22 protein-coding genes are annotated in these 18,496 nt (G+C 65.6%); 11 read left to right on the forward strand and 11 right to left on the reverse strand.

All coding sequences use genetic code 11. The features are described from left to right. The first annotated feature begins 69 nt into the window (after nt 1–69). Nucleotides 70–399: a hypothetical protein gene (locus tag AC6CH0_RS13120; RefSeq protein WP_498101560.1), complete on the forward strand. Its 330-nt coding sequence runs from the start codon at nt 70–72 to the stop codon at nt 397–399. Between the two features lie 9 nt (nt 400–408). On the opposite strand, the gene AC6CH0_RS13125 is transcribed toward AC6CH0_RS13120, so the two are convergent. Further along, entirely contained in the window at nt 409–1,482 is a 1,074-nt protein-coding gene (locus AC6CH0_RS13125; protein WP_498101561.1) for an epoxide hydrolase family protein, read from the reverse strand. 25 nt (nt 1,483–1,507) lie between these two features. Continuing rightward, nucleotides 1,508–2,062, reverse strand: a complete 555-nt coding sequence (locus tag AC6CH0_RS13130) for a CGNR zinc finger domain-containing protein (RefSeq protein WP_498101562.1) — start codon at nt 2,060–2,062, stop codon at nt 1,508–1,510. A 26-nt stretch (nt 2,063–2,088) separates the two neighbouring features. On the opposite strand from AC6CH0_RS13130, the gene AC6CH0_RS13135 reads away from it, so the two are divergent. Then, nucleotides 2,089–2,292, forward strand: a complete 204-nt coding sequence (locus AC6CH0_RS13135; protein ID WP_498101564.1) for a hypothetical protein — start codon at nt 2,089–2,091, stop codon at nt 2,290–2,292. Between the two features lie 16 nt (nt 2,293–2,308). Here the strand turns inward: AC6CH0_RS13135 and AC6CH0_RS13140 are convergent, their stop codons facing one another. Next, nucleotides 2,309–2,749: a VOC family protein gene (locus tag AC6CH0_RS13140; RefSeq protein WP_498101566.1), complete on the reverse strand. Its 441-nt coding sequence runs from the start codon at nt 2,747–2,749 to the stop codon at nt 2,309–2,311. Nucleotides 2,750–2,811: 62 nt separating this feature from the next. Here AC6CH0_RS13140 and AC6CH0_RS13145 point away from each other — a divergent pair, with 62 nt between their 5' ends. After that, the gene (locus AC6CH0_RS13145) at nt 2,812–3,084 is read left to right on the forward strand and encodes a hypothetical protein (RefSeq protein ID WP_498101568.1); all 273 of its coding nucleotides are present in this window, start codon (nt 2,812–2,814) and stop codon (nt 3,082–3,084) included. A 37-nt stretch (nt 3,085–3,121) separates the two neighbouring features. On the opposite strand, the gene AC6CH0_RS13150 is transcribed toward AC6CH0_RS13145, so the two are convergent. Further along, nucleotides 3,122–3,823, reverse strand: coding sequence for a TetR/AcrR family transcriptional regulator C-terminal domain-containing protein (locus tag AC6CH0_RS13150; RefSeq protein ID WP_498101570.1), 702 nt, complete (start codon nt 3,821–3,823; stop codon nt 3,122–3,124). Nucleotides 3,824–4,000: 177 nt separating this feature from the next. Between AC6CH0_RS13150 and AC6CH0_RS13155 the strand changes: the two genes are divergently transcribed. Further along, entirely contained in the window at nt 4,001–4,492 is a 492-nt protein-coding gene (locus AC6CH0_RS13155; RefSeq protein ID WP_498101572.1) for a DUF6326 family protein, read from the forward strand. Nucleotides 4,493–5,842: 1,350 nt separating this feature from the next. Here the strand turns inward: AC6CH0_RS13155 and AC6CH0_RS13160 are convergent. From AC6CH0_RS13160 to AC6CH0_RS13170, 3 genes are all read right to left on the reverse strand, one after another. Beyond that, nucleotides 5,843–6,460 (reverse strand): hypothetical protein, encoded by a 618-nt coding sequence (locus tag AC6CH0_RS13160; RefSeq protein WP_498101574.1) that lies wholly within the window; start codon nt 6,458–6,460, stop codon nt 5,843–5,845. 339 nt (nt 6,461–6,799) lie between these two features. After that, nucleotides 6,800–7,387 carry a GNAT family N-acetyltransferase gene (locus AC6CH0_RS13165; RefSeq protein ID WP_498101576.1) on the reverse strand — a complete coding sequence of 196 codons (588 nt, stop codon included), beginning with the start codon at nt 7,385–7,387 and terminating at the stop codon, nt 6,800–6,802. Next, nucleotides 7,384–7,992: a TetR/AcrR family transcriptional regulator gene (locus AC6CH0_RS13170; protein WP_498101578.1), complete on the reverse strand. Its 609-nt coding sequence runs from the start codon at nt 7,990–7,992 to the stop codon at nt 7,384–7,386. The genes AC6CH0_RS13165 and AC6CH0_RS13170 overlap by 4 nt, the downstream gene beginning before the upstream one ends. Nucleotides 7,993–8,211: 219 nt before the next feature. On the opposite strand from AC6CH0_RS13170, the gene AC6CH0_RS13175 reads away from it, so the two are divergent. Both AC6CH0_RS13175 and AC6CH0_RS13180 read left to right on the forward strand, forming a co-directional pair. Beyond that, the gene (locus AC6CH0_RS13175; protein ID WP_498101580.1) at nt 8,212–8,757 is read left to right on the forward strand and encodes a DUF1697 domain-containing protein; all 546 of its coding nucleotides are present in this window, start codon (nt 8,212–8,214) and stop codon (nt 8,755–8,757) included. A 186-nt stretch (nt 8,758–8,943) separates the two neighbouring features. After that, nucleotides 8,944–9,552: an HdeD family acid-resistance protein gene (locus AC6CH0_RS13180; RefSeq protein WP_498101582.1), complete on the forward strand. Its 609-nt coding sequence runs from the start codon at nt 8,944–8,946 to the stop codon at nt 9,550–9,552. Between the two features lie 69 nt (nt 9,553–9,621). Here AC6CH0_RS13180 and AC6CH0_RS13185 read toward each other — a convergent pair whose 3' ends face one another. Next, complete coding sequence (locus tag AC6CH0_RS13185) at nt 9,622–10,395, reverse strand: SDR family oxidoreductase (RefSeq protein ID WP_498101584.1); 774 nt, start codon at nt 10,393–10,395, stop codon at nt 9,622–9,624. 142 nt (nt 10,396–10,537) lie between these two features. Here AC6CH0_RS13185 and AC6CH0_RS13190 point away from each other — a divergent pair, with 142 nt between their 5' ends. The 4 genes from AC6CH0_RS13190 to AC6CH0_RS13205 all read left to right on the forward strand — a co-directional run bounded on the left by AC6CH0_RS13190 (nt 10,538) and on the right by AC6CH0_RS13205 (nt 13,163). Continuing rightward, nucleotides 10,538–11,005, forward strand: coding sequence for an NfeD family protein (locus tag AC6CH0_RS13190; RefSeq protein ID WP_498102276.1), 468 nt, complete (start codon nt 10,538–10,540; stop codon nt 11,003–11,005). After that, nucleotides 11,005–11,940 carry an SPFH domain-containing protein gene (locus AC6CH0_RS13195; RefSeq protein ID WP_498101586.1) on the forward strand — a complete coding sequence of 312 codons (936 nt, stop codon included), beginning with the start codon at nt 11,005–11,007 and terminating at the stop codon, nt 11,938–11,940. The genes AC6CH0_RS13190 and AC6CH0_RS13195 overlap by 1 nt, the downstream gene beginning before the upstream one ends. 17 nt (nt 11,941–11,957) lie before the next feature. Continuing rightward, on the forward strand, nt 11,958–12,713 hold the full coding sequence (locus AC6CH0_RS13200) for a glycerophosphodiester phosphodiesterase family protein (RefSeq protein WP_498101588.1): 756 nt from the start codon (nt 11,958–11,960) through the stop codon (nt 12,711–12,713). 84 nt (nt 12,714–12,797) lie between these two features. After that, nucleotides 12,798–13,163, forward strand: coding sequence for an RNA polymerase-binding protein RbpA (locus AC6CH0_RS13205; RefSeq protein ID WP_022892121.1), 366 nt, complete (start codon nt 12,798–12,800; stop codon nt 13,161–13,163). 85 nt (nt 13,164–13,248) lie between these two features. On the opposite strand, the gene AC6CH0_RS13210 is transcribed toward AC6CH0_RS13205, so the two are convergent. Further along, nucleotides 13,249–13,893, reverse strand: a complete 645-nt coding sequence (locus tag AC6CH0_RS13210) for a LysE family translocator (protein ID WP_498101590.1) — start codon at nt 13,891–13,893, stop codon at nt 13,249–13,251. Nucleotides 13,894–13,996: 103 nt separating this feature from the next. Between AC6CH0_RS13210 and AC6CH0_RS13215 the strand changes: the two genes are divergently transcribed. Then, nucleotides 13,997–14,449 carry an Lrp/AsnC family transcriptional regulator gene (locus AC6CH0_RS13215; RefSeq protein WP_498101592.1) on the forward strand — a complete coding sequence of 151 codons (453 nt, stop codon included), beginning with the start codon at nt 13,997–13,999 and terminating at the stop codon, nt 14,447–14,449. Nucleotides 14,450–14,459: 10 nt separating this feature from the next. On the opposite strand, the gene lnt is transcribed toward AC6CH0_RS13215, so the two are convergent. Further along, nucleotides 14,460–16,028 carry an apolipoprotein N-acyltransferase gene (lnt, locus tag AC6CH0_RS13220; RefSeq protein ID WP_498101594.1) on the reverse strand — a complete coding sequence of 523 codons (1,569 nt, stop codon included), beginning with the start codon at nt 16,026–16,028 and terminating at the stop codon, nt 14,460–14,462. Between the two features lie 30 nt (nt 16,029–16,058). Further along, a complete protein-coding gene (locus AC6CH0_RS13225) occupies nt 16,059–18,488 on the reverse strand; it encodes a DEAD/DEAH box helicase (RefSeq protein ID WP_498101595.1) in 2,430 nt (809 codons plus the stop codon). Nucleotides 18,489–18,496 lie beyond the last annotated feature (8 nt).

Consider the following 18,496-nt stretch of genomic DNA (forward strand, 5'->3'; position numbering starts at 1 on the left):
GGCCGCGGCCGGATCCATGCTGTTGCGATGACAGTGGCGGCCGAACCGCGGCGGGCGTAGCATCAGCCCATGGCACGCGACGCGGCGAGCCGCGATGACGGCAACGCATTCACGCACTTCTTCGACCGGATCGACCGGGCGCTGCTGCCCGCGTTCGGTCCTCCGCCGGTCATCGCGGATGACGCGGAGCCCGAGCAGTTCGATGGCAAGGCATGCCCCGTGTGCGGTCATCCGATGTTCGAGCACGTCATGGATCACTCGACGGCCAACACCGTGCTGATCTGCCCGACCGACGAGCGGTTGCCGGAACCCGAGGTCGAAGGACCGTTCAACGAGCTCGGAATGCCGGCCACCGGCCGACGAGCCGAGAAGTTCGCCGGTCGTGATACGACCCGGTGAACGGCTGCGCTAGCCGACCGAGCGCATGAACGCACCGAGTTCGCCGGCCACGAGTCGTGGTTCCTCGAACGCGAGGAAGTGGCCGCCGCGCCCGGGTGCGGAGTACTGACGGATGTCGCTTGCGGCACGTTCGGCGATCGAGCGCGGGAACAGGTCGAACGGCGTCTCGTGGCTCTGCGTGACGGCCACCGGTACGGTGATCATCGGCCGCACGGCGTTGTGCGGGTAGTCGAGGTACTGGCGGAATGAGGTGCCGATCGATTCGGTCACCCAGTACAGGGTCAGGATCGTGCAGAGCGTGTCCTTGTCGAACCTGGACTCGAGATCACCATCGCAATCGCTCCACGCGCGGTACTTGTCGATGATCCAGGCGGCGAGACCCGCGGGGGAGTCGACGAGGGCGGCGGCGATGGTGTCCGGCCGGGTGCTCATGATCTCGCTGTACCCGGAGTCCGTCTCGTCGAACGCTTCGTCGGCATCGAGGAACGCCTGCTCGGCATCTGTGACCGGGGGCGCATCGAAGTCGGCGGGGAACGGCCCGTGGATGACGTGCAGCCCGGCGACTTCTTCGGGGTACATCGTCGCGAGCCATCCGCTCGCCGCTCCGCCGATGTCGCCGCCGAACGCGAAGTAGCGCTCGTAGCCGAGCGTCTCCGTCATCAGCGTGTGGAATGTCTCGGCGATCGCTTCGCGCGTCAGGGGACCCGCCGGAAGGTCGGAATACAGGAATCCGGGAAGGGACGGGATCACCACATCGACGTCGAGCAGGTCGGCGAGCGGCAGCATCTCGATGAAGCTGCTGGGCCAACCGTGCGCGAGCAGGACCGGCGGCCGCGACGGATCACGCCTGAGGTGCACGAAATGCTGTCCGCGGTCGTGGAACTGCGGGTACCCGTTCAACCGCGCTTCGGCACCCGCCCAATCGAAGTCGTTCGCCCAGTACTCGACGAGCGAGCGGAGGTAGTCGGGGTCGGTGCCCGCAGCCCAGTCCGAGTCGCTCGGAGCGGAGTAGCGCGTGCGCGCGAGCCTGGATCGCAGGTCGTCGAGCGCCTCGGGGGCAACGGTGATCGTGAACGGTTCCATCCCCTCACGGTAGTGGCGGGGTCGATCACGTGTGGTCGCGCGGGAACGGCGTCGCGCGTGCGCGGTGTCGTCGTACGGCATCACGATTCGCGCAGCGCACCGAGCAGTATCGTTGTCGTCCGTTGCGGGTGACGTCGACCACGACATTGCGGCACGTATCGCCGTCGGCCAAGCCGGCGGCGCAGCGACCGAGGCGGTGCATTCCTCGAGTGGACAGGTGCAGCGCGGTTCCGACGCTGAAGACCGCGTGCAGCACGTGGGGGAGTGAGTCGTTCAGATCCCGGTAGTGCAGATGCCAGCCCTCGCCATCGTGATCGGTGAGGCGCGGATATGCCGCCGCCGTGGCCATCTGGATGTTGAGCGCCGACGCTCGATCGTACGGGTCAGGAGCGTCGACGACCGTGAGCCAGCCGTCGACGACCTCGCGGGTGCGCGAATGGTCGCCCGGAGCCTCGCCGAATCGCATCGTCATGCCGAACCGGCGCGACCGCGCGACAATGCCGGCGCGGTCTGACGGCCATTCATTCGCCAGGGATGCCGCGAGCAGCACCGCGTACTCTCCGTAAGGGTTGAGATGCATAAGGCCATTACATCATCGTGGGATGCATGACACGAGCCTTCATGAAGGACAAACAGCACACGGCCGCCTCACGGGACGGACACGAGCACGTCTGGCGGGTCGAATCCAGGCACGGCACGTCGGAAGGCGAGGTGCTGTACCTGCAGTGCATCGCGTGCGAGGTCCGACGCGTCGAGCTCCGCGATCGGGATGCGGCTCCGACGATCACCTCGAGCGCGAACGTGGAGTGACCGCCGAGCGCCAGCGTCAATCGATCTTCTTGAGCTCCTCGGCAAGCATCACGATGATGCCGCTCGGGCCGCGAACGTACGTGAGCTTGTAGACGTCTTCATACGTCGCCACGCCGCGAAGCGGACGGTACCCGTGCCTCGCCGCCACCTCGAGTGCCGTGTCGATATCGTCGACCGAGAAGGCGACGCGGTGCATGCCGATCTCGTTGGGACGAGTGGGCTCCGTCTCGATCGCTTCGGGATGGATGTACTCGAAGAGCTCGAGGCGACCGTGACCGTCGGGCGTCTGGAGCATCGCGATACGTGCGCGGTTGTCATCGAGGCCCACGGCGGTGTCGGCCCACTCACCGCTGACCGTGTCACGACCGACGACCGTGAGGCCGAGATCGGTGAAGAAGGAGATCGTCGCTTCGAGGTCGCGAACGGCGATGCCGACATTCTCGAGTTTGATGGCCATGCGTTGCATGCTAGCGAGCCGGGTCGGTTCACCGCAGTGGCGAGCATAGGTATGGTGACACCATGCCGCGAATGCACCCAGCCCTCGTCGTCGCGCTCATCCTCTCAGGCGTTCTCGTCGTTGGGGGAGTGGTGCTGGTTGCCTCGAGCCAAACGCCCGCCACGATCGGGTGGTTCGCCTACCAGCCGATGTCCGATGCTCTGTTCGTGCCCGGTGGATTCGTCGTGGTGACGCAGCCCGCATTCGTCGGCGCCGGCGTTGGCGTCGTGGGTCTCGTCGGGCTGGGTGCCGCGACGGGGTTTGCCCTTGGCCGGCGCGGCAGCGCGGGGGAGTAGAAGGTCCTCTTGAGGGCGGGGTCGGCGGGCTTCCGGCCTACGGAGAACCTGGTGGTTCCGCCGAACTGCGGGCGTGCTCAAGTGCGCCGAGAATCAGGTCGAGGCCGTAGGTGAACTCGCCCGCGGGGTCGTAGTCACTTCTCATGAGTTCCGTCGCGGTCTCGTTCATGTAGGGGTATTCCTCCGGGGGCAGTTGCGGCAGGAACACTTCGTGAATCATGTCCGCGAGATCGCCGGCATCGGCGAAGGGAACGCTCGCCTCCTGAAGGGCGTGGCCGTAGACGTAACTGTTGAGGAGCCAGTTCGCGTGGGTGGCCATCTGGGCAGAGAACCCGGCCGTGCGCAGGGAGGCGATCACTGCCTCGCGGTGCCGCAGGTTGGCGGGCCCAGGGGTGGTCCGGGACTCCATGAGGTTGATCGCCCAGGGGTGACGGGCGAGCACTTCTCTGGCGGACACCGCCTCCGCTCGCATCTCCGCGTGCCAATCACCCCGGCTGTCCGGCAGGTGGATCTCGGCGAAGACGAGGTCCACCATGCCGTCGAGCAACTCCTCCTTGTTGCTGACGTGGTGGTACAGCGACATCGCCCCGGCGTCGAGCTCTCGGCCCAACCTGCGCATGCTGAGCGCGTCGATGCCCTCCTTGTCGGCGAGCACGAGGGCTTGGCGCAGCACCCGCTCCTTGCTGAGTGGGGTGGGGATTCCTGCGCCTCGTTCGGTAGCTGCACCCACCATGGCCATGTCCTTTCAATCCCGGTCTTGACGTACGTACAGCGTACGCCCATCGTACGGTGTACGGGTCTCGTACGGCGTACGACGCCACACCGACAGGTGTCACGACCAGCCACTGCGCCACCCGTGCACCAGTTACCGCTGTCTTTGCGGTCCGGCCCACCAAACCGAACGAAGGAGCAGAACATGACACGTCGTATCCCCATCAACAACGCTGTGACGAACCCGCAGATCCCGGTGCAAGCAAAGCTCGCCGCCGCCTGGACCAGCCTGATGTTCCTCGTCATCTACATCGACTACTTCCACCTGTACCAGCCCGGAGAAATCGACGAAATCCGCGGTGGCGTCATCTTCGAGTTCGACATCAGCGGGACATTGATGTCCATCTTCTTCGTGATCATCGCGATTCCGGCCCTGATGGTGATGCTCTCCATTGCGCTGCCTGCCCGTGTGAACCGCGCCACCAACCTCATCGTTGCATCGCTGTACGTCCCGGTAATGGTGTTCAACGCGGCAGGGGCGTCCTGGGACTGGGCCTTCTACTACGCCCTCACCATCGGAGTCGAGGTGCTGATCCTGGCCTTCATCCTGCGCTCCGCCTGGACCTGGCCCCGAACGCACTCCGATGCTGCAGGTGTCGCGACGGCCGACCGACTGCGACAGCAAGCCCACGCCTGACTCATCGCTGCTCGATCCAGGCACGGAAGATGCCGCGGTGAGCCTGGCGCTCACCGCGGCACCGATGTCGGGACCTCTGGCGCTGCCGGATGGCGTTGGCTGTCGTGACGGAACCGCCGATGGCAATGATGAGGCTGACGACGAGGGCACAAGCTGTCCGGCTGGGCAAGCTTCAACCCCTTTGAAGATCGCGACCTTTCGAGCTGCGAATGCTCAGTAGCAACCCGAGCGCGATGACGAGGAGGGCGATCACGGCGATCACTGTTAGGTCCCAGCCGAACTGAAGCGTCTGGGCCTCGCCAAGTGATGCCACATACCTGCAGCTCAATCCGAGCGGAATCCAGGTCGCTGTTCCGTCGATCGATCCAAGATCAGCGTCGTGAGGAAGCGGAAGTTCCAGGCAAGCGACATCTGGGTTCCGGACGGTAGACCAATAGTGATCGGCGTACACGAATGCCAGTGCCATGAAGCCGCACACGATCACAACGATTCCGATGGTCTTCCGAGCGGTCGTTCTGCCGCTTGCCAAAGAGCCCCCGTTCGGTCGTCCTCAGGCGACACGTCCCTGACGCTAGTGAGTTCACCGCCTTGAACGCATCCTCCACTACTGGGTCTTGACGAAGCTAGTGAATTCTGCGGATCCGCGCCGTTGCACCGGGCGAGACCGCGCGGTCAGGGCCCGGCGCCGACGGGGGACGTGCATCAGACGCAATATTGCTCCGGGCGGTGTCGATCGGCTGCACGTCACGCTCGCCCGTGCCAGGCCGACCTCGACGGCAGCATTGGGTCGCACGTGAGCGGAAACTTCGCGCAGGCGTCCCGGCCGGTTCTTCGCGCTGCCTCATACGGAAATCTCGGCGGTTGTTGCCTTCCAGTCGCTCCGCTTGAGCGCGGGCACCGTGGGGGGACCGCTTCTCAGTGGGAAGCTTTCTGATGGTGAAGTCCCTTAACCGCTCTTCCACAAAGCTCGCTCATGCTTGAAGCGTTAGGGCACCGCCATTGCGGCAGCCTCGCGGGCGGTCCTACGGGAACTCGGTCGGCTGGCTGCCCTCGTGCGCCCAAACTGGGGGCCGTGTTTCGGGCGGACGGTGATGGGGCGATCGACAGTCGCGCCAGAAACGTTCAAAACCCCGAGGTTCGACTTCACTCCTGACGGTACGCGCGCGATCGCAGAATCACGCATCGCCAGCCGTCGCGCCGGGAGGTTTTAAACACCGCAGCAACGATGGGTCAAAAACCGTGGCGGTCTCAACCGATCAACGCATCACGGGGAGGATGATGACCGATTGGAGGTATTCGATGGCGTTCTCGAGCATCCAGGAAGAAGAGTTGTGGCGACGATGGTGCGTTTCAGAAGGCCTCGAGCGCCTCGGTCAGGAGAACTTCGGAGTTGTAAACTTCGGTCGATACAATCAGGATCCGGTTTCGGCGGGTGATCCACACGCTCTCGAACGGCATGATGTAGATCGCGAGCAGACCCCGGGCCGCAGCCGCTTCGGCAATTAGCCCAACGCGTGGGCCCTGAGTTCCCAGCGAGTCGCATAAGGGCGTGGAGAACGACCAGGCGAGGTAGTCCTTGAGGTCGAAGCCGTCGGGGCGATCGGGGCCGAACCATTCGGCGGGCTCCTGATCGGGTATTTCCGGGAGGGCCCCGTCGGCGACGGCGATTTGCACGAGTTCGTTGCACTGCCACGCGAGTCGCCACGAGCGCAGCCATCTTGCCTCGCGACTCTCGTCGTCGGCATGGTCGTCGGGGTGATCGTCGAGGTTCGCAGCATCCGCATCGGATACGCGTAGTCCCCAAAGTCGGCGCAAGTAGAGCAGCCGGAACGGCACGGGATCGCGCTGGTACACCACCGGCCCGGTTCCTCGTAGTCCTGGGCTCGGCTCCACCAGTGGTTGTACCTGAGATATCACCCGCACCGTTCGCCCCTTCACATGCTTCGCACCACTGAGTCTGTGCACCACCCTCCCAATGCACAAGAGGTCTCGAACCTCAGAGCGCTCCAAATCCTGCATCTTTTGCAGTTTGTGGATCTACGGTCGGACATAATGTGCATTATCGGTGCTGCAGGATCGGAAGGTCGTCGGAGGGAGCCGTCGTCCTCACACGCGTTCATTCACGGTGTTTCTCCTGCCTGCGAGACCGATCGCCGCAGCCAGTCTCGATGAGCCCGCACGTGATCCGTGTCGTGACATCCATGCAGTGTCGTGACATCCATGCAGTGTCGCGCCATCCGTCGCAGATTGTGTCAGTACAAACGGATGGAACCGAAAGACAGCGGCCGGATGTCACTGCGGCTCGGATCACGCTCGACTGAGCCCCATCGACACATAGGAGGTGAAGCCCGCACGCTTCGCGAACCTGACCGGTCGCCGCAGAGTGTCGGTGAACCCGAGCTTCGTATAGAGCGCGAGCGCCGGGACGTTCGTGTCCTTGATGTCGCGCAGGATGAACTCGTCGAACGGCAATTCGAGCAGGCGTCGCATGAGCGCCGTTGCCACGCCCTTTCCCTGAAATCTCGGCGCCGTCGTGACGAAGCCGATCTCAGCGAGGCCGTCACGAGCCCCATCATCGGCGCCCATGAACTGACTCCGGATGATTCGGTGAGTGATGGCGCCGTGCAGTGCTCCGAGTGCGCGTTGGAGTTCACGCCGGTCCGGTGCGAAGCACTCCTGGGCTCCCTCGGTGACGACGGCGACGGCGGCGGGTTCTCCGTCGACGAGGGCGACGTAGAAGCGTTCAAGCAGGATCATGTGTTCGAACGCATCCGTCAATCTCTCCGGATCTTTGGAGAAGAAGGCGAAGTCGTCGGCGAATCCGCGAACGAGCACCCCGGTGATCCCGCGACGATACGCCTCGCCGAGTTCGTCGGCGCGGGTGATTTCGATCATGTGGTGACTCCTCCTGTGAGTACGCGCAGTACGAGGTCGACATCTGGCTCGGCGAACTCGTCGTGCATGGCGCCGCGCAACGTGGTGACGCCGGACAGTGTTGCGAAGTAGTAGGCGGTGATTCGCTCCGGGTCTCCCCCGGCGAAGTGTCCCGCGAGCTGACCGCGGTGCACGAGGACGGCGAACGCGCGCCACAGCGTACGTTGCGTCTCTGCGAGCCGGTGCGCCGTTCCGGCGGGCGTGTCAGTGGTGAAGCCCTGGTTGATGACCATGAAGAACTCGGCGGCGCCGTCGTCTCGTGCGAGGTCTGCCAGATATCGCTCGGTGAACCCGCGGATGAGCGTGCGCGGATCCCCGTCGCTGGAAAGGTGTGCCGCTGCGGCGCTGAGACCCGCCGATGCCTGTTCGAGCAGTTCGTCGAAGAGCACCTCCTTGCTCGCGTAGTGCCGATAGATCGATCCCGTGCTGAGATCTGCCTCGTCGGCGATCTGCCTGATGTTCGCGGCCGCGAAGCCGTGTCGCGCGAAGACTCGGACAGCGGCGGTCTCGATCGCCTGCCGGGTCGCCGTTCTCATCGCCTCATTCCGCTCTGGCGTACGTGGCATTCGCTTCCTCTTTTCAATGAACGCATGTTCACTATACCTCCCCTCCCCCGTGACAAGGCATCTTCCAGGTATTTCGTTGCGTTCCGCGCCGATGCACGCGGCTGAGTGAGGTTCGCCGTGCGGGGTGGTCACGGGTCGATATGTCGGCAGTGCGTGCGATGGTTCGACAATGACCAGCGTGGAGCGAATCGGCCGGCTGCAAAACGATCGGCGAGAACGATGACGGCGTCGTCCGTCGCATTGCTGCGCGGGCTCAACGTGGGCGGCCGGAACCTGGTCGGCATGCCGGATCTCGCTGCATGCTTCAGCGAGGCCGGTCATCGCGATGTACGAACGTACATCCAGAGTGGCAACGTGCTGTTCACCGGCGACACGGAGTCGGGGCTCGAACTCGAGACGGAGATCGAGCGGATGCTGCTGAAGCGGTTCGGAATTCCGATCCTCGTCGTGGTGCGGTCGCGCGAAGAGCTCGCAGCGACGGTCGCGGCTGCGCCGGCGGACCACGGCTCCGCAGAGTTGCGCAGCGACGTCTACTTCTTGAAGCAACCCCTCGCGGCCGCGGCGACGTTCGCCGACCTGTCTGAACTCCGCGAGGGCGTGGATTCGGTGGCCCTGGGGCCGGGCGCGATCTACTTCTCGCGGGTGGCAGCGCAGGCGTCGAAGACCCGCATCACGCGCCTGATGTCGATGCCGGTCTTCAAACTGATGACAGTCCGCAATTGGCGCACGACGACGCGGCTTCTCGAAATGCTCGACGACGGCTGAAACTTTCAGCCCGGCGTTCGGCGGTTGGCCGGTTGGCCGGTTGGCGAGCATCGGTGGCGGGCTTGAAGTCCGACACGCGTCCCGCAGAGACATCCGAAGACGCGCGCGTTCACATCCGACACTCAGGCGATTCCCCGCAATAGCCTGACCCTGCATACGGCAACCGCCGCCAGAAAGGACAACATCATGTCTACGCCGCAGCCCAGTGGGGTCTTCGCGTCCTTCTCACTCGATGCTTCGTCTCTCTCGAAGTCATCGATCAACACCATCCGCGCGACGCTCGGCATCAGCGGCGCCGTCGCGCTCATCTTCGGCCTGTTGATCACGTTCTGGCCGAAGGACTCCGCCGTGGTGATCACGGTACTGTTCGGAATCTACTTCCTGATCGCCGGTATCGCGTATCTCGGCCTCGGCATCTTCTCGAAGGGCATCTCGGGCGGGGCCAGGGCGCTCGACATCATCGTCGGTGTGCTCTTCGTGATCGGCGGCATCATCGTGCTGGCCAATCCGAGCGAGTCGGCCATCTTCCTCGGCATCTTCCTCGGCGTTCTCGTCGGAATCCTCTGGATCGTGGAGGGCGTCGCCGCGCTCGCCCAATCGGGTGACTCCGGTTCCAAGGGCTGGTCGATCTTCTTCGGAATCCTGAGCCTCGTCGCCGGCATCGTCGTGCTGTTCTCGCCGCTGTGGGGCGCCGCCGTGCTCTTCATCTTCGCCGGCATCAGCCTCATCGTGCTGGGCATCGTGCAGATCGTGCGCGCGTTCACCTTCGGGCGGGGCGTCACGGCCGCGGCCTGACCGGCTCACGCGAAAGGCCGGCCGAAGCACGTGCTCCGGCCGGCCTTTCGCCGTTTCACTCGGCTGCGATCAGGCGTCGCCCTCACGCACGAACCCGGAGGTGTCGCCGACGTAGCGGGTGTTCTCGGCGGGCACGGGCTCGATGGCGGCCGACGCAACCTCAGCCGCGAACTCGGCGACATTGAAGAGACGTCCGGCGTCCTGCTTGCGCGCCTCGATCGCGCCGGGATTCGCCCGCTCGAGCAGCGTCGCCGTGATGGTGCCCTCGATCATGTCGCCCGAGACGACGACGAGCTCGAAGCCGGCCGCCTCGAGCTCGGGCAGTTTGGCGCGCAAAGCGTCTTCGCCGGCGCGCTTCGAGTGGGCGACCGCCTCGTACTCGGGCATCGTCGGCGTGGTTCGGATGAAGTGGGCCTGGTGGCTGGTGACGAAGACGATGCGAGCGCCCGGGGCCAGATGAGGGACGGCGCCGTCGACCACGTTGACCTGCGCGTCGCGGTTCAGCCGCATTGCGTAGTCCTCCCCCATGCCGGTCTCCATGCCTCCCGACGCGTTGAGCACGAGAACGTCGATCTGTCCGAGTTCGGTCGACGCGCGCTCGAACATCGATGCGACCGATGCCGGATCGGTGAGATCTGCGGCGACCGCGATGGCCCGGCCACCCGCCGCAGTGATCTCGGCGACGACCTTCTCGGCACGCGGAGCCTTGCTGCGGTAGTTCACGACGACTGATGCGCCGGCGGCCGCAAGGTATCGGGCGGTGTCGGCACCGATTCCACGCGAGGAGCCGGTCACGAGGGCGACGCGGCCGTCGAGCGATCCGGGGGCGAGCGGGTTGGTCACAGTGAACTCCTCAGGCTGAACGGACTTCGGTCCGCGCGGAACAAGCGAACCGAGACTATCAACTCCCCCGGGCCGACCCCCGCTGGGGCATGCGCACTGGTAGTTTCGATATAGGCCGCGTGCGAAGGAGAACGAATTGGATGTGCTGACCCAGTACGCGTGGATCGTCTGGCTGGTGCTGATTCTGGCATTCGCGACGATCGAGATCTTCACGCTCGAGATGACGTTCCTGATGCTCGCGCTCGGCAGCGTCGCCGGCCTGCTCTCGGGACTGTTCGGCATTCCGTGGTGGGCGCAGTTCATCGTCGCCGCGCTCGTGGCCATCGCCCTGATCCTGACACTTCGGCCGTCGCTCCTGCGGATTCTGCGGCGAGGCGGAGATCCAGCGCGAAGCAACGTCGACGCGCTCATCGGCGCCGACGGCCAGGTCGTTCGCACCGTGACCCCTGCAGGCGGCCAGGTGCGGCTGCAGAACGGTGACGTCTGGACGGCGCGGCTGTCTCCGATCACCGAGCAAGCGGATGTCGCGGTCGGCGAGCGAGTGCTCGTGACCGGTATTGACGGAGCGACGGCTGTCGTCGTTCCGGTTGAGAGGAGCACTGGGGCTTGATGGACATTTCCGCCATCGTCGTGGCGATCATCGCCATTGCGATCGTCATCTTCGTCATCGTCGTGTTGGCGAAGTCGATCCGTATCATCCCGCAGGCGTACTCGGGTGTGGTCGAGCGGCTCGGTCGCTACCACAAGACGCTCAGCCCCGGATTGAACATCCTGGTGCCATTCATCGACCGGCTTCGTCCGCTCGTCGACATGCGCGAGACGGTCGTCTCCTTCCCCCCTCAGCCGGTGATCACAGAAGACAACCTCGTCGTTTCGATCGACACCGTCGTCTACTTCCAGGTGACCGACGCGCGAGCGGCGACGTACGAGATCGCCAACTATCTCGGCGCGGTCGAGCAGTTGACCACGACCACGCTCCGAAACGTCGTCGGTGGCCTGAACCTCGAAGAAGCACTCACCTCGCGTGACAACATCAACGGTCAGCTGCGGATCGTGCTCGACGAGGCGACCGGCAAGTGGGGCATCCGCGTCGGTCGCGTCGAGCTGAAGGCGATCGATCCGCCCCACTCCATCCAGGACTCGATGGAGAAGCAGATGCGCGCAGAGCGCGACCGCCGCGCGCTCATCCTCACGGCGGAGGGCACGAAACAGTCGGCGATCCTCACGGCCGAGGGCGCGCGACAGGCAGCCATCCTCGAAGCCGAGGGTGATGCGAAGGCCGCAGTGCTCCGCGCACAGGGCGAGGCCGAAGCGATCCTCACCGTCTTCGACGCCATCCACAAGGGCGATCCCGACCCGAAACTGCTCGGGTACCAATATCTGCAGATGCTTCCCCAGATCGCCCAGGGCGAATCCAACAAGCTCTGGATCGTGCCAAGCGAACTCACTGAGGCGCTCAAGGGCATCGGAAAGGCGTTCACTCCTGCACCGCCGACGACGCCGGGACCGTCGGACGCCTCGGGAGCGCCAGGCCAGCGACTCTGACGCGGTGGATCACCACCTTGGAATCCGCCTACTTCGAGCCGGCGAAGCCGCGCGTGCTCGCGCACCGCGGCTTCGCCCTCGAAGCACCTGAGAACACCCTGCTCGCCTTTGCGAAGGCGGTCGCGCTCGGGTGCGACTACGTCGAGACCGACGTTCACCTCTCGCACGATGGCATCGCCGTCGTAGCGCACGATCCAACACTCCAACGTGTCGCCGGCCGGGACATCGAAGTGGCGAACCTCACGATGGCCGAACTGCGACGCATCGATCTCGGATATGGCCAGGGTTTCTGTTCACTCGACGACGCCCTCGACGCGTTTCCCGACACGAGGTTCAACATCGATGTGAAGGTCGAGCCCGCCGTCGAACCGGCGGCCGCAGCCGTGAGTCGAGCACGAGCAGCGTCGCGAGTACTGCTGACGAGCTTCTCGGAACGGCGCCGGCTGCGCCTCGCCGCCCTGGTGCCCGATGCGGCCACGTCCGCCGGAGCCGCGGGCGTTGTGGCTGCGCGTTCCGCCTCGCTCGTCGGGTCGACGCGCTGGTTGGACGCAGCGCTCCGTGGCGCGCGCGCACTGCAAGTGCCCGAACGAGTCGGACCGGTGCGAATCGTCTCCGAACGATTCGTCGCCGCCGTGCACCGGGCCGGCGCAGAGGTGCACGTGTGGACCGTCAATGAGGCGCCCGACATGGTGCGATTGCTCGAATTCGGAGTCGACGGTCTCGTGACCGATCGCGCAGACGTCGCGCTGTCGGCGATTGCCGCTCGAAACTGAGAATTCCCCGGTAAACCTCAGCCCGCGGAAAGGGAATGCCCAGCTTGATCGTTTAGACATGTAGACGAGCGAGAGGAGTACGCCATGGCGGACAGGAGCCTTCGGGGCATGCGCATCGGCGCACAGAGCCTGCAGAGTGAAGACGGCGTGGTGTTCGCAGACCGTGCCGAATACGCCTATCGCTGCGAGACGTGCGGTCGTGAGACCGTGATGACGTTCTCCACCGAAGCCGAACTGCCCGAGTCGTGGGAGTGCAAGCACTGCGGAGCATCCGCCGTGCTGCTCGTCGACTCGAAGCCGGTGGAGATCGATCGCTCGGGCGAGAAGGTCGCTCGCACGCACTGGGACATGCTGCTCGAGCGCCGCACCCGAGCCGAGCTCGAGGAACTGCTCGAAGAGCGTCTCAGCTATCTGCGAGCGCGACGCGGACAGCAGAAGATCGGCGCGTAGAACGCCTCATCAGACGGATGCCTCGGTGACGCCGAGGCATCCGTTTTCGTCTGTGCTCGCGGACGACAGCGAGCACCGCTCGCGATCAATGCGCGACGAACTGCACGAACTGCTCGATGACGAGCAGGACGGCAACCAGCACCATCGCGCCACCCGAGATGCGTGACAGCAGTGTCGTCGTGGTCGGCCGAGTCTTCAGCATCACACTGGCGCCGAGTCCGACCACGGCGTAGACCAGTGCGCAGCTGCCCACGAAGATGAGGCCGAGAACCGCCAACTGCAACTGCAACGGCCAGGCTCCGGCCGAATCGGTGAACTGCGGCAACAGCACGATCAGTACCAGCAGCCCTTTGGGATTCAGGCCGCTGACACCGGCACCCTGCACGAGTCGGAACCACGGCGGCGTACCGGTTCTGCGCGCAGGGTCGCGCTCCTCCCCCGCCACCACGGCTGACGGCTGCCTGAGCACGCGAACGCCGAGGTACGCGAGGTATCCGGCTGCGGCGAAGGTGAGGCAGGCCAGGAGCCATGGCAGTGCAGCGAGCGCGGCGCCGACGCCGAGCGCGACGGCCGTCACTGCAGCCAGGTACCCGAGCAGGATGCCGGAGAGTGCGGGCAGGATGGTGCGGTCGCGCGTGCCCGAGGCGATGATGTACGCCCAATCGGGACCGGGCACGAGCACCATGAGCGTCATCATGCCCCAGCATGCGAGCAGCAACTGCGTATCCATCTCGCGCCCATCTCTCCGTCTGGAGACGAACATATGGAAGATCCCCCGAAAGGTGCTCCCGAGATTTGCCCCAATCATCTGCTCCTGTGGAAGAATCCACCCTATGGACGCCATCGATCGGAGAATCCTTGCGGAGCTGCAGGCAAACGGTCGGCTGAGCCTCACCGAACTCGCCTCCCGGATCCAGCTCAGCATGTCGCCGACGCACCGGCGGCTGCACGCCCTCGAAGCGTCGGGAGCGATCAGCGGATACCGCGCGGTCATCGATCCGGCCGTGGTCGGCCTCGGGTTCGGCGCGCTCGTCTTCGTCACGATGGAGCAGGCGAATCGATCCACGATTCCGGCGTTCGACGCGGCCGTCGCAGAGATTCCCGAGGTGATCCAGGCGCTCAGGCTGTTCGGCGACCCCGACTACCTCCTGCGCGTCGCTGTTCCCGACCTGCCCGCCTACGAGCGGCTCTGGGATGAACGGCTCTCGGCACTTCCAGGGGTGCGACGTGTCGAGTCGACCCTCGTCATGAAAGCGATCGTCGACGACCGCCCGCTCCCGATCTGACCTCCGGTCGTCATCGGTTCGTATCGTCGCCTGCGCCCATCGTGCCTGCGCTCGGACGCGAACGATGGCGAGCGACGAACCCGACGCCGGTGAGCGCCGCCAGTGAGCCCACGACGATGAAGAGCGGCACGGCGGAGGCCAGCACCACGGACGGGGTGAGGCCGTCGCGAAGTTCGACGTCGGTCACCATCGCACCGGGCCGGTAGGCCGGCAGCGAGTCGATCGTGCGCCCGCTCGGATCGATGACCTGACTCGTGCCCACCGTCGAGATGTTCACGACCGAGCGGCCGGTTTCGATCGCGCGCAGTCGTGCAATCGCGAGCTGCTGCTCGTTCTCATCGGTACCGCGGAAATCGGCATTGTTCGTCTGGAGCATGTAGAGCTGTGCGCCGTCGCGGGCACCCTCCCACATGACGTCGTCGTAGATGACGTCGAAGCAGATCGCCAAACCGGTCACCGCGCTGCCGAGGTCGAACACCGGGGCATTCGTGCCCGGGGTGTACCCGCGCTGGATGAGACCGGTGAGGTCGCCCGCGATCGCGTCGAAGAACCAGCGATCGGGGATGTACTCGCCGAAGGGAACGGGGTTCCGCTTGTCGAAGACGTCGACTGCACCCTCGCCGGCGCGCCACAGCAGCGAGGAGTTGAAGTACGACTCGTCTCGCATCGTCACGGTGTTCAGTACGATCGGCGCATCGAGCGTCTCACCGAGGCGGTCGAAGGTGCGCGCGACCGACTCGCTGCGGGTCGGGTCGATGTCGGACCCGCCTTCGGGCCAGAGCAGCACGTCGATGCCGGTCTCGTCGAGGATCGGAGCGGTCGCTGCGAGCTGCGACTCGAGCACATCGCCGGGTTCACGATCATCGAAGTACCCCGCCGGGCCGTTGCCCTGCACGCTCGCCACGCGAATCTCGCCTGCCGGCGTCGTCGGCGCCGCGGGGACGAGCATCGCCACGCCGAGCAGGAGAACGGTCGGTACTGCGGTGAGAGGTCGGCGCCATCCTGCGACCCGCACCCACTCGATGATGCCGGCGACGAGCGCGACCATCAGGAAGCCGAGTCCGGTCGACCCGACCCACGAGACGACATCGGCGAACGGACTCTCGGACTGGCTGAGGGCGGCACGGCCCCAGGGGAACCCGCCGTACGGAATGCTGCCGGTCGCCGCCTCGCGGGCGCACCAGAGTCCGGCCACGAGCAGGGGAAGCGCGATGAGCCGCATCCATAGCGAGTCGGTCAGGCGCGACAGCCACCGATACGCGAGCGCGATGAGCACGCCGCCGCCGGCGACGAAGAGCGACTCGAGCACCGAGAGCGCGAGCCAGGGAATCGGGCCGAGATAGAGCGAGGTCCACGAGACCTGTTGCAGGTAGAACGAGAGACCGAAGACGAGCCCGACGAGAGCTGCGCCCCAGGCGGATCGCCCGATCAGACTGACCAGCGCAAGCGCGATGCCGAGAAAGGCCAGGGGCCAGACGCCGGCACCGGGAAATCCGAGATCGTAGGCGAACCCTCCGATCGCGGCGGCGAGCACCGCGCCCCACAGCGGCAACAGGGGGCGTTCGGCAATCGCGGGCACCAGATCAGCCTAAGCGACCGCGTGTGCGTCTCAGGCGACGGTGCCGTAGGCCACCACACCGCGCCGGACGGAGTCGATCGCTGCGCGGGCGGTCGCACCGAGTTCGGCATCAGCCACGATCGAGACCTGGTCGAGCAGGTCGACCACCTGTTTCGTGAGGCGAACGAAATCGCCGGCGGCGAGCTCGGTATCGGCGAGCACCGTGCCGAGTCCGGCACCCCGAGCCCACGCGTGCATTGCAGAGGCGAGCGCGGGCGACGGCACTTCGCTGCCTGGCAGCCGATGCTCGCGCTCGAGGTCGTCGAGTACGCTCCACGTGTCGGTCGTGCGCTCGAAGGCGTCACGGAAGCGACCGCGCGGCAGCCGGTAATCGACGCCGCTGTCATCGCGACGCGGCTCGTAGACGAGTGCGGCAGCCATCGCAGCGAGCCCTGCTTCGTCGAGACCATCCCAGATGCCGCGGCGAAGGCACTCCGCGACCAGCAGGTCGCGTTCGCCGTAGATGCGCTTCAAGATGCGTCCTGACGACGTCGAGACGAGAGTGCCTTCAGTGTCTCGCTCGAGGTAGGTGAGCGATTCGAGCACCTCCGTCACGCGGTCGAAACGCTTGGCGACCTGGCCCGTGCGGGTGCGGATCTGGCGTGAGAGCTGCTCGTGCTCTTGCTTGAGCCGCCACCAGCGCTCCGCCCAGCGTGCGTGCGACTCGCGCTCGGCGCAGCCGTGGCACGGGTGGGCCCGCATCGCCTTGCGCGCAGCAGTGAGTTCGCGCTGCATCCGCTCGCGCTGACCGTGGGTCGGATTGCCCTTCGACGACTGACGCTCGATCTCGCCGATACGGCGTCGGAGCGCGGCATACTCGCCGAAATCGCCGAGATGGCAGCGCATGGCCTCATCGAAGCCCGCCATCGACTCCTCTTGCTTGCGAAGGGTGCGAGCGAGGTCGACGACCGCACGGTCGGCCTGGAACTGAGCGAACGAGAGTTCGAGGATCTGCCGCGTGCGCTCCCGACCGAACTGGTCGATGAGGTTGACGGCCATGTTGTAGGTCGGGCGGAAGCTCGAGTTCAGCGGATAGCTGCGGCGAGATGCCAGCGACGCGACCGCTTCGGGGTCGAGCCCGTCGACCCACTGGATGACCGAATGCCCTTCGATGTCGATGCCACGGCGCCCTGCCCGCCCGGTCAGTTGGGTGTACTCCCCCGGCGTGATCGGCACCCTCGCCTCGCCGTTGAACTTCTCGAGCTTCTCGAGAACGACCGAACGCGCAGGCATGTTGACGCCGAGCGCGAGCGTCTCGGTTGCGAACACGACCTTCAGCAGCTTCAGCTGGAAGAGCTCCTCGACGATCTCCTTGAACGCCGGCAGCATGCCCGCGTGGTGCGCGGCGACCCCGCGTTCGAGGCCCTCGAGCCACTCCCAGTATCCGAGCACTGCGAGGTCTTCGTCGCGCAGCATGCGCGCGCGCGACTCCACGATCTGCCGGATCTCGGATCGTTCGGACGATTCCGTGAGGCGGATGCCGCTGCGCAGCACCTGGCGCACCGCCTGGTCGCAGCCGACGCGCGAGAAGATGAACACGATCGCCGGCAGCAGGTTCTTGCCCTGCAGCATCGCCACGACCTCTGGCCGGTCGGCGCGACCGTTTCCGCGTGCTTCCCGGTGGTACCGGCCGCGATCACCGCCCCGCTGCCCGCGCGTGGAACGGCCCGCGATGGACCGGCCACCCGCCCGCGCGAGTTGCTTCAGCTCAGGGTTCACCCGATTCGTGGTGGCCTGACCGGACGAGTCGAAGAGGTCGAGCATCTTGGACTTCACGATCACATGCTGCTCGAGGGGCACCGGACGCTCTTCGGAGACGATCACGTCAGTGTCGCCCCGCACGGCTTGGAGCCAGTCGCCGAACTCCTCCGCGTTGGACACGGTTGCCGAGAGCGAGACCAGGCGCACCGCCTCGGGCAGGTGGATGATGACCTCTTCCCACACCGCTCCGCGGAACCGGTCGGCGAGATAGTGCACCTCGTCCATCACGACGTAGGCGAGGCGATCCAGCAGCGGTGAATCGGCGTAGAGCATGTTGCGCAGCACTTCGGTCGTCATCACGACGATGCGAGCGCCAGAGTTGATATTCGTGTCGCCGGTGAGCAGTCCCACCGAGTCGGCCCCCCAGGTGTCGACGAACTCCTGGTACTTCTGGTTCGAGAGCGCCTTGATGGGGGTCGTGTAGAAGACCTTCGCTCCGGACTCCTGCATCGCGAGGAACACCGCGAACTCGGCGACGACCGTCTTGCCGGCACCGGTCGGCGCGGCGACGAGTACGCTGCGGCCCTCGTCGAGCGCGCCGCACGAGGCCAGCTGGAACGGGTCGAGGTCGAATCGCAGCCCCGCGACGAAGTCGGCGAGACGCGGCTGGCGGCGCTGCTGGCGAGAATGCGCGTAGCGCTCGGCCGGCGAGAGGCTCATCACCCCTC

This window comes from Agromyces sp. GQ35 (assembly GCF_059758475.1).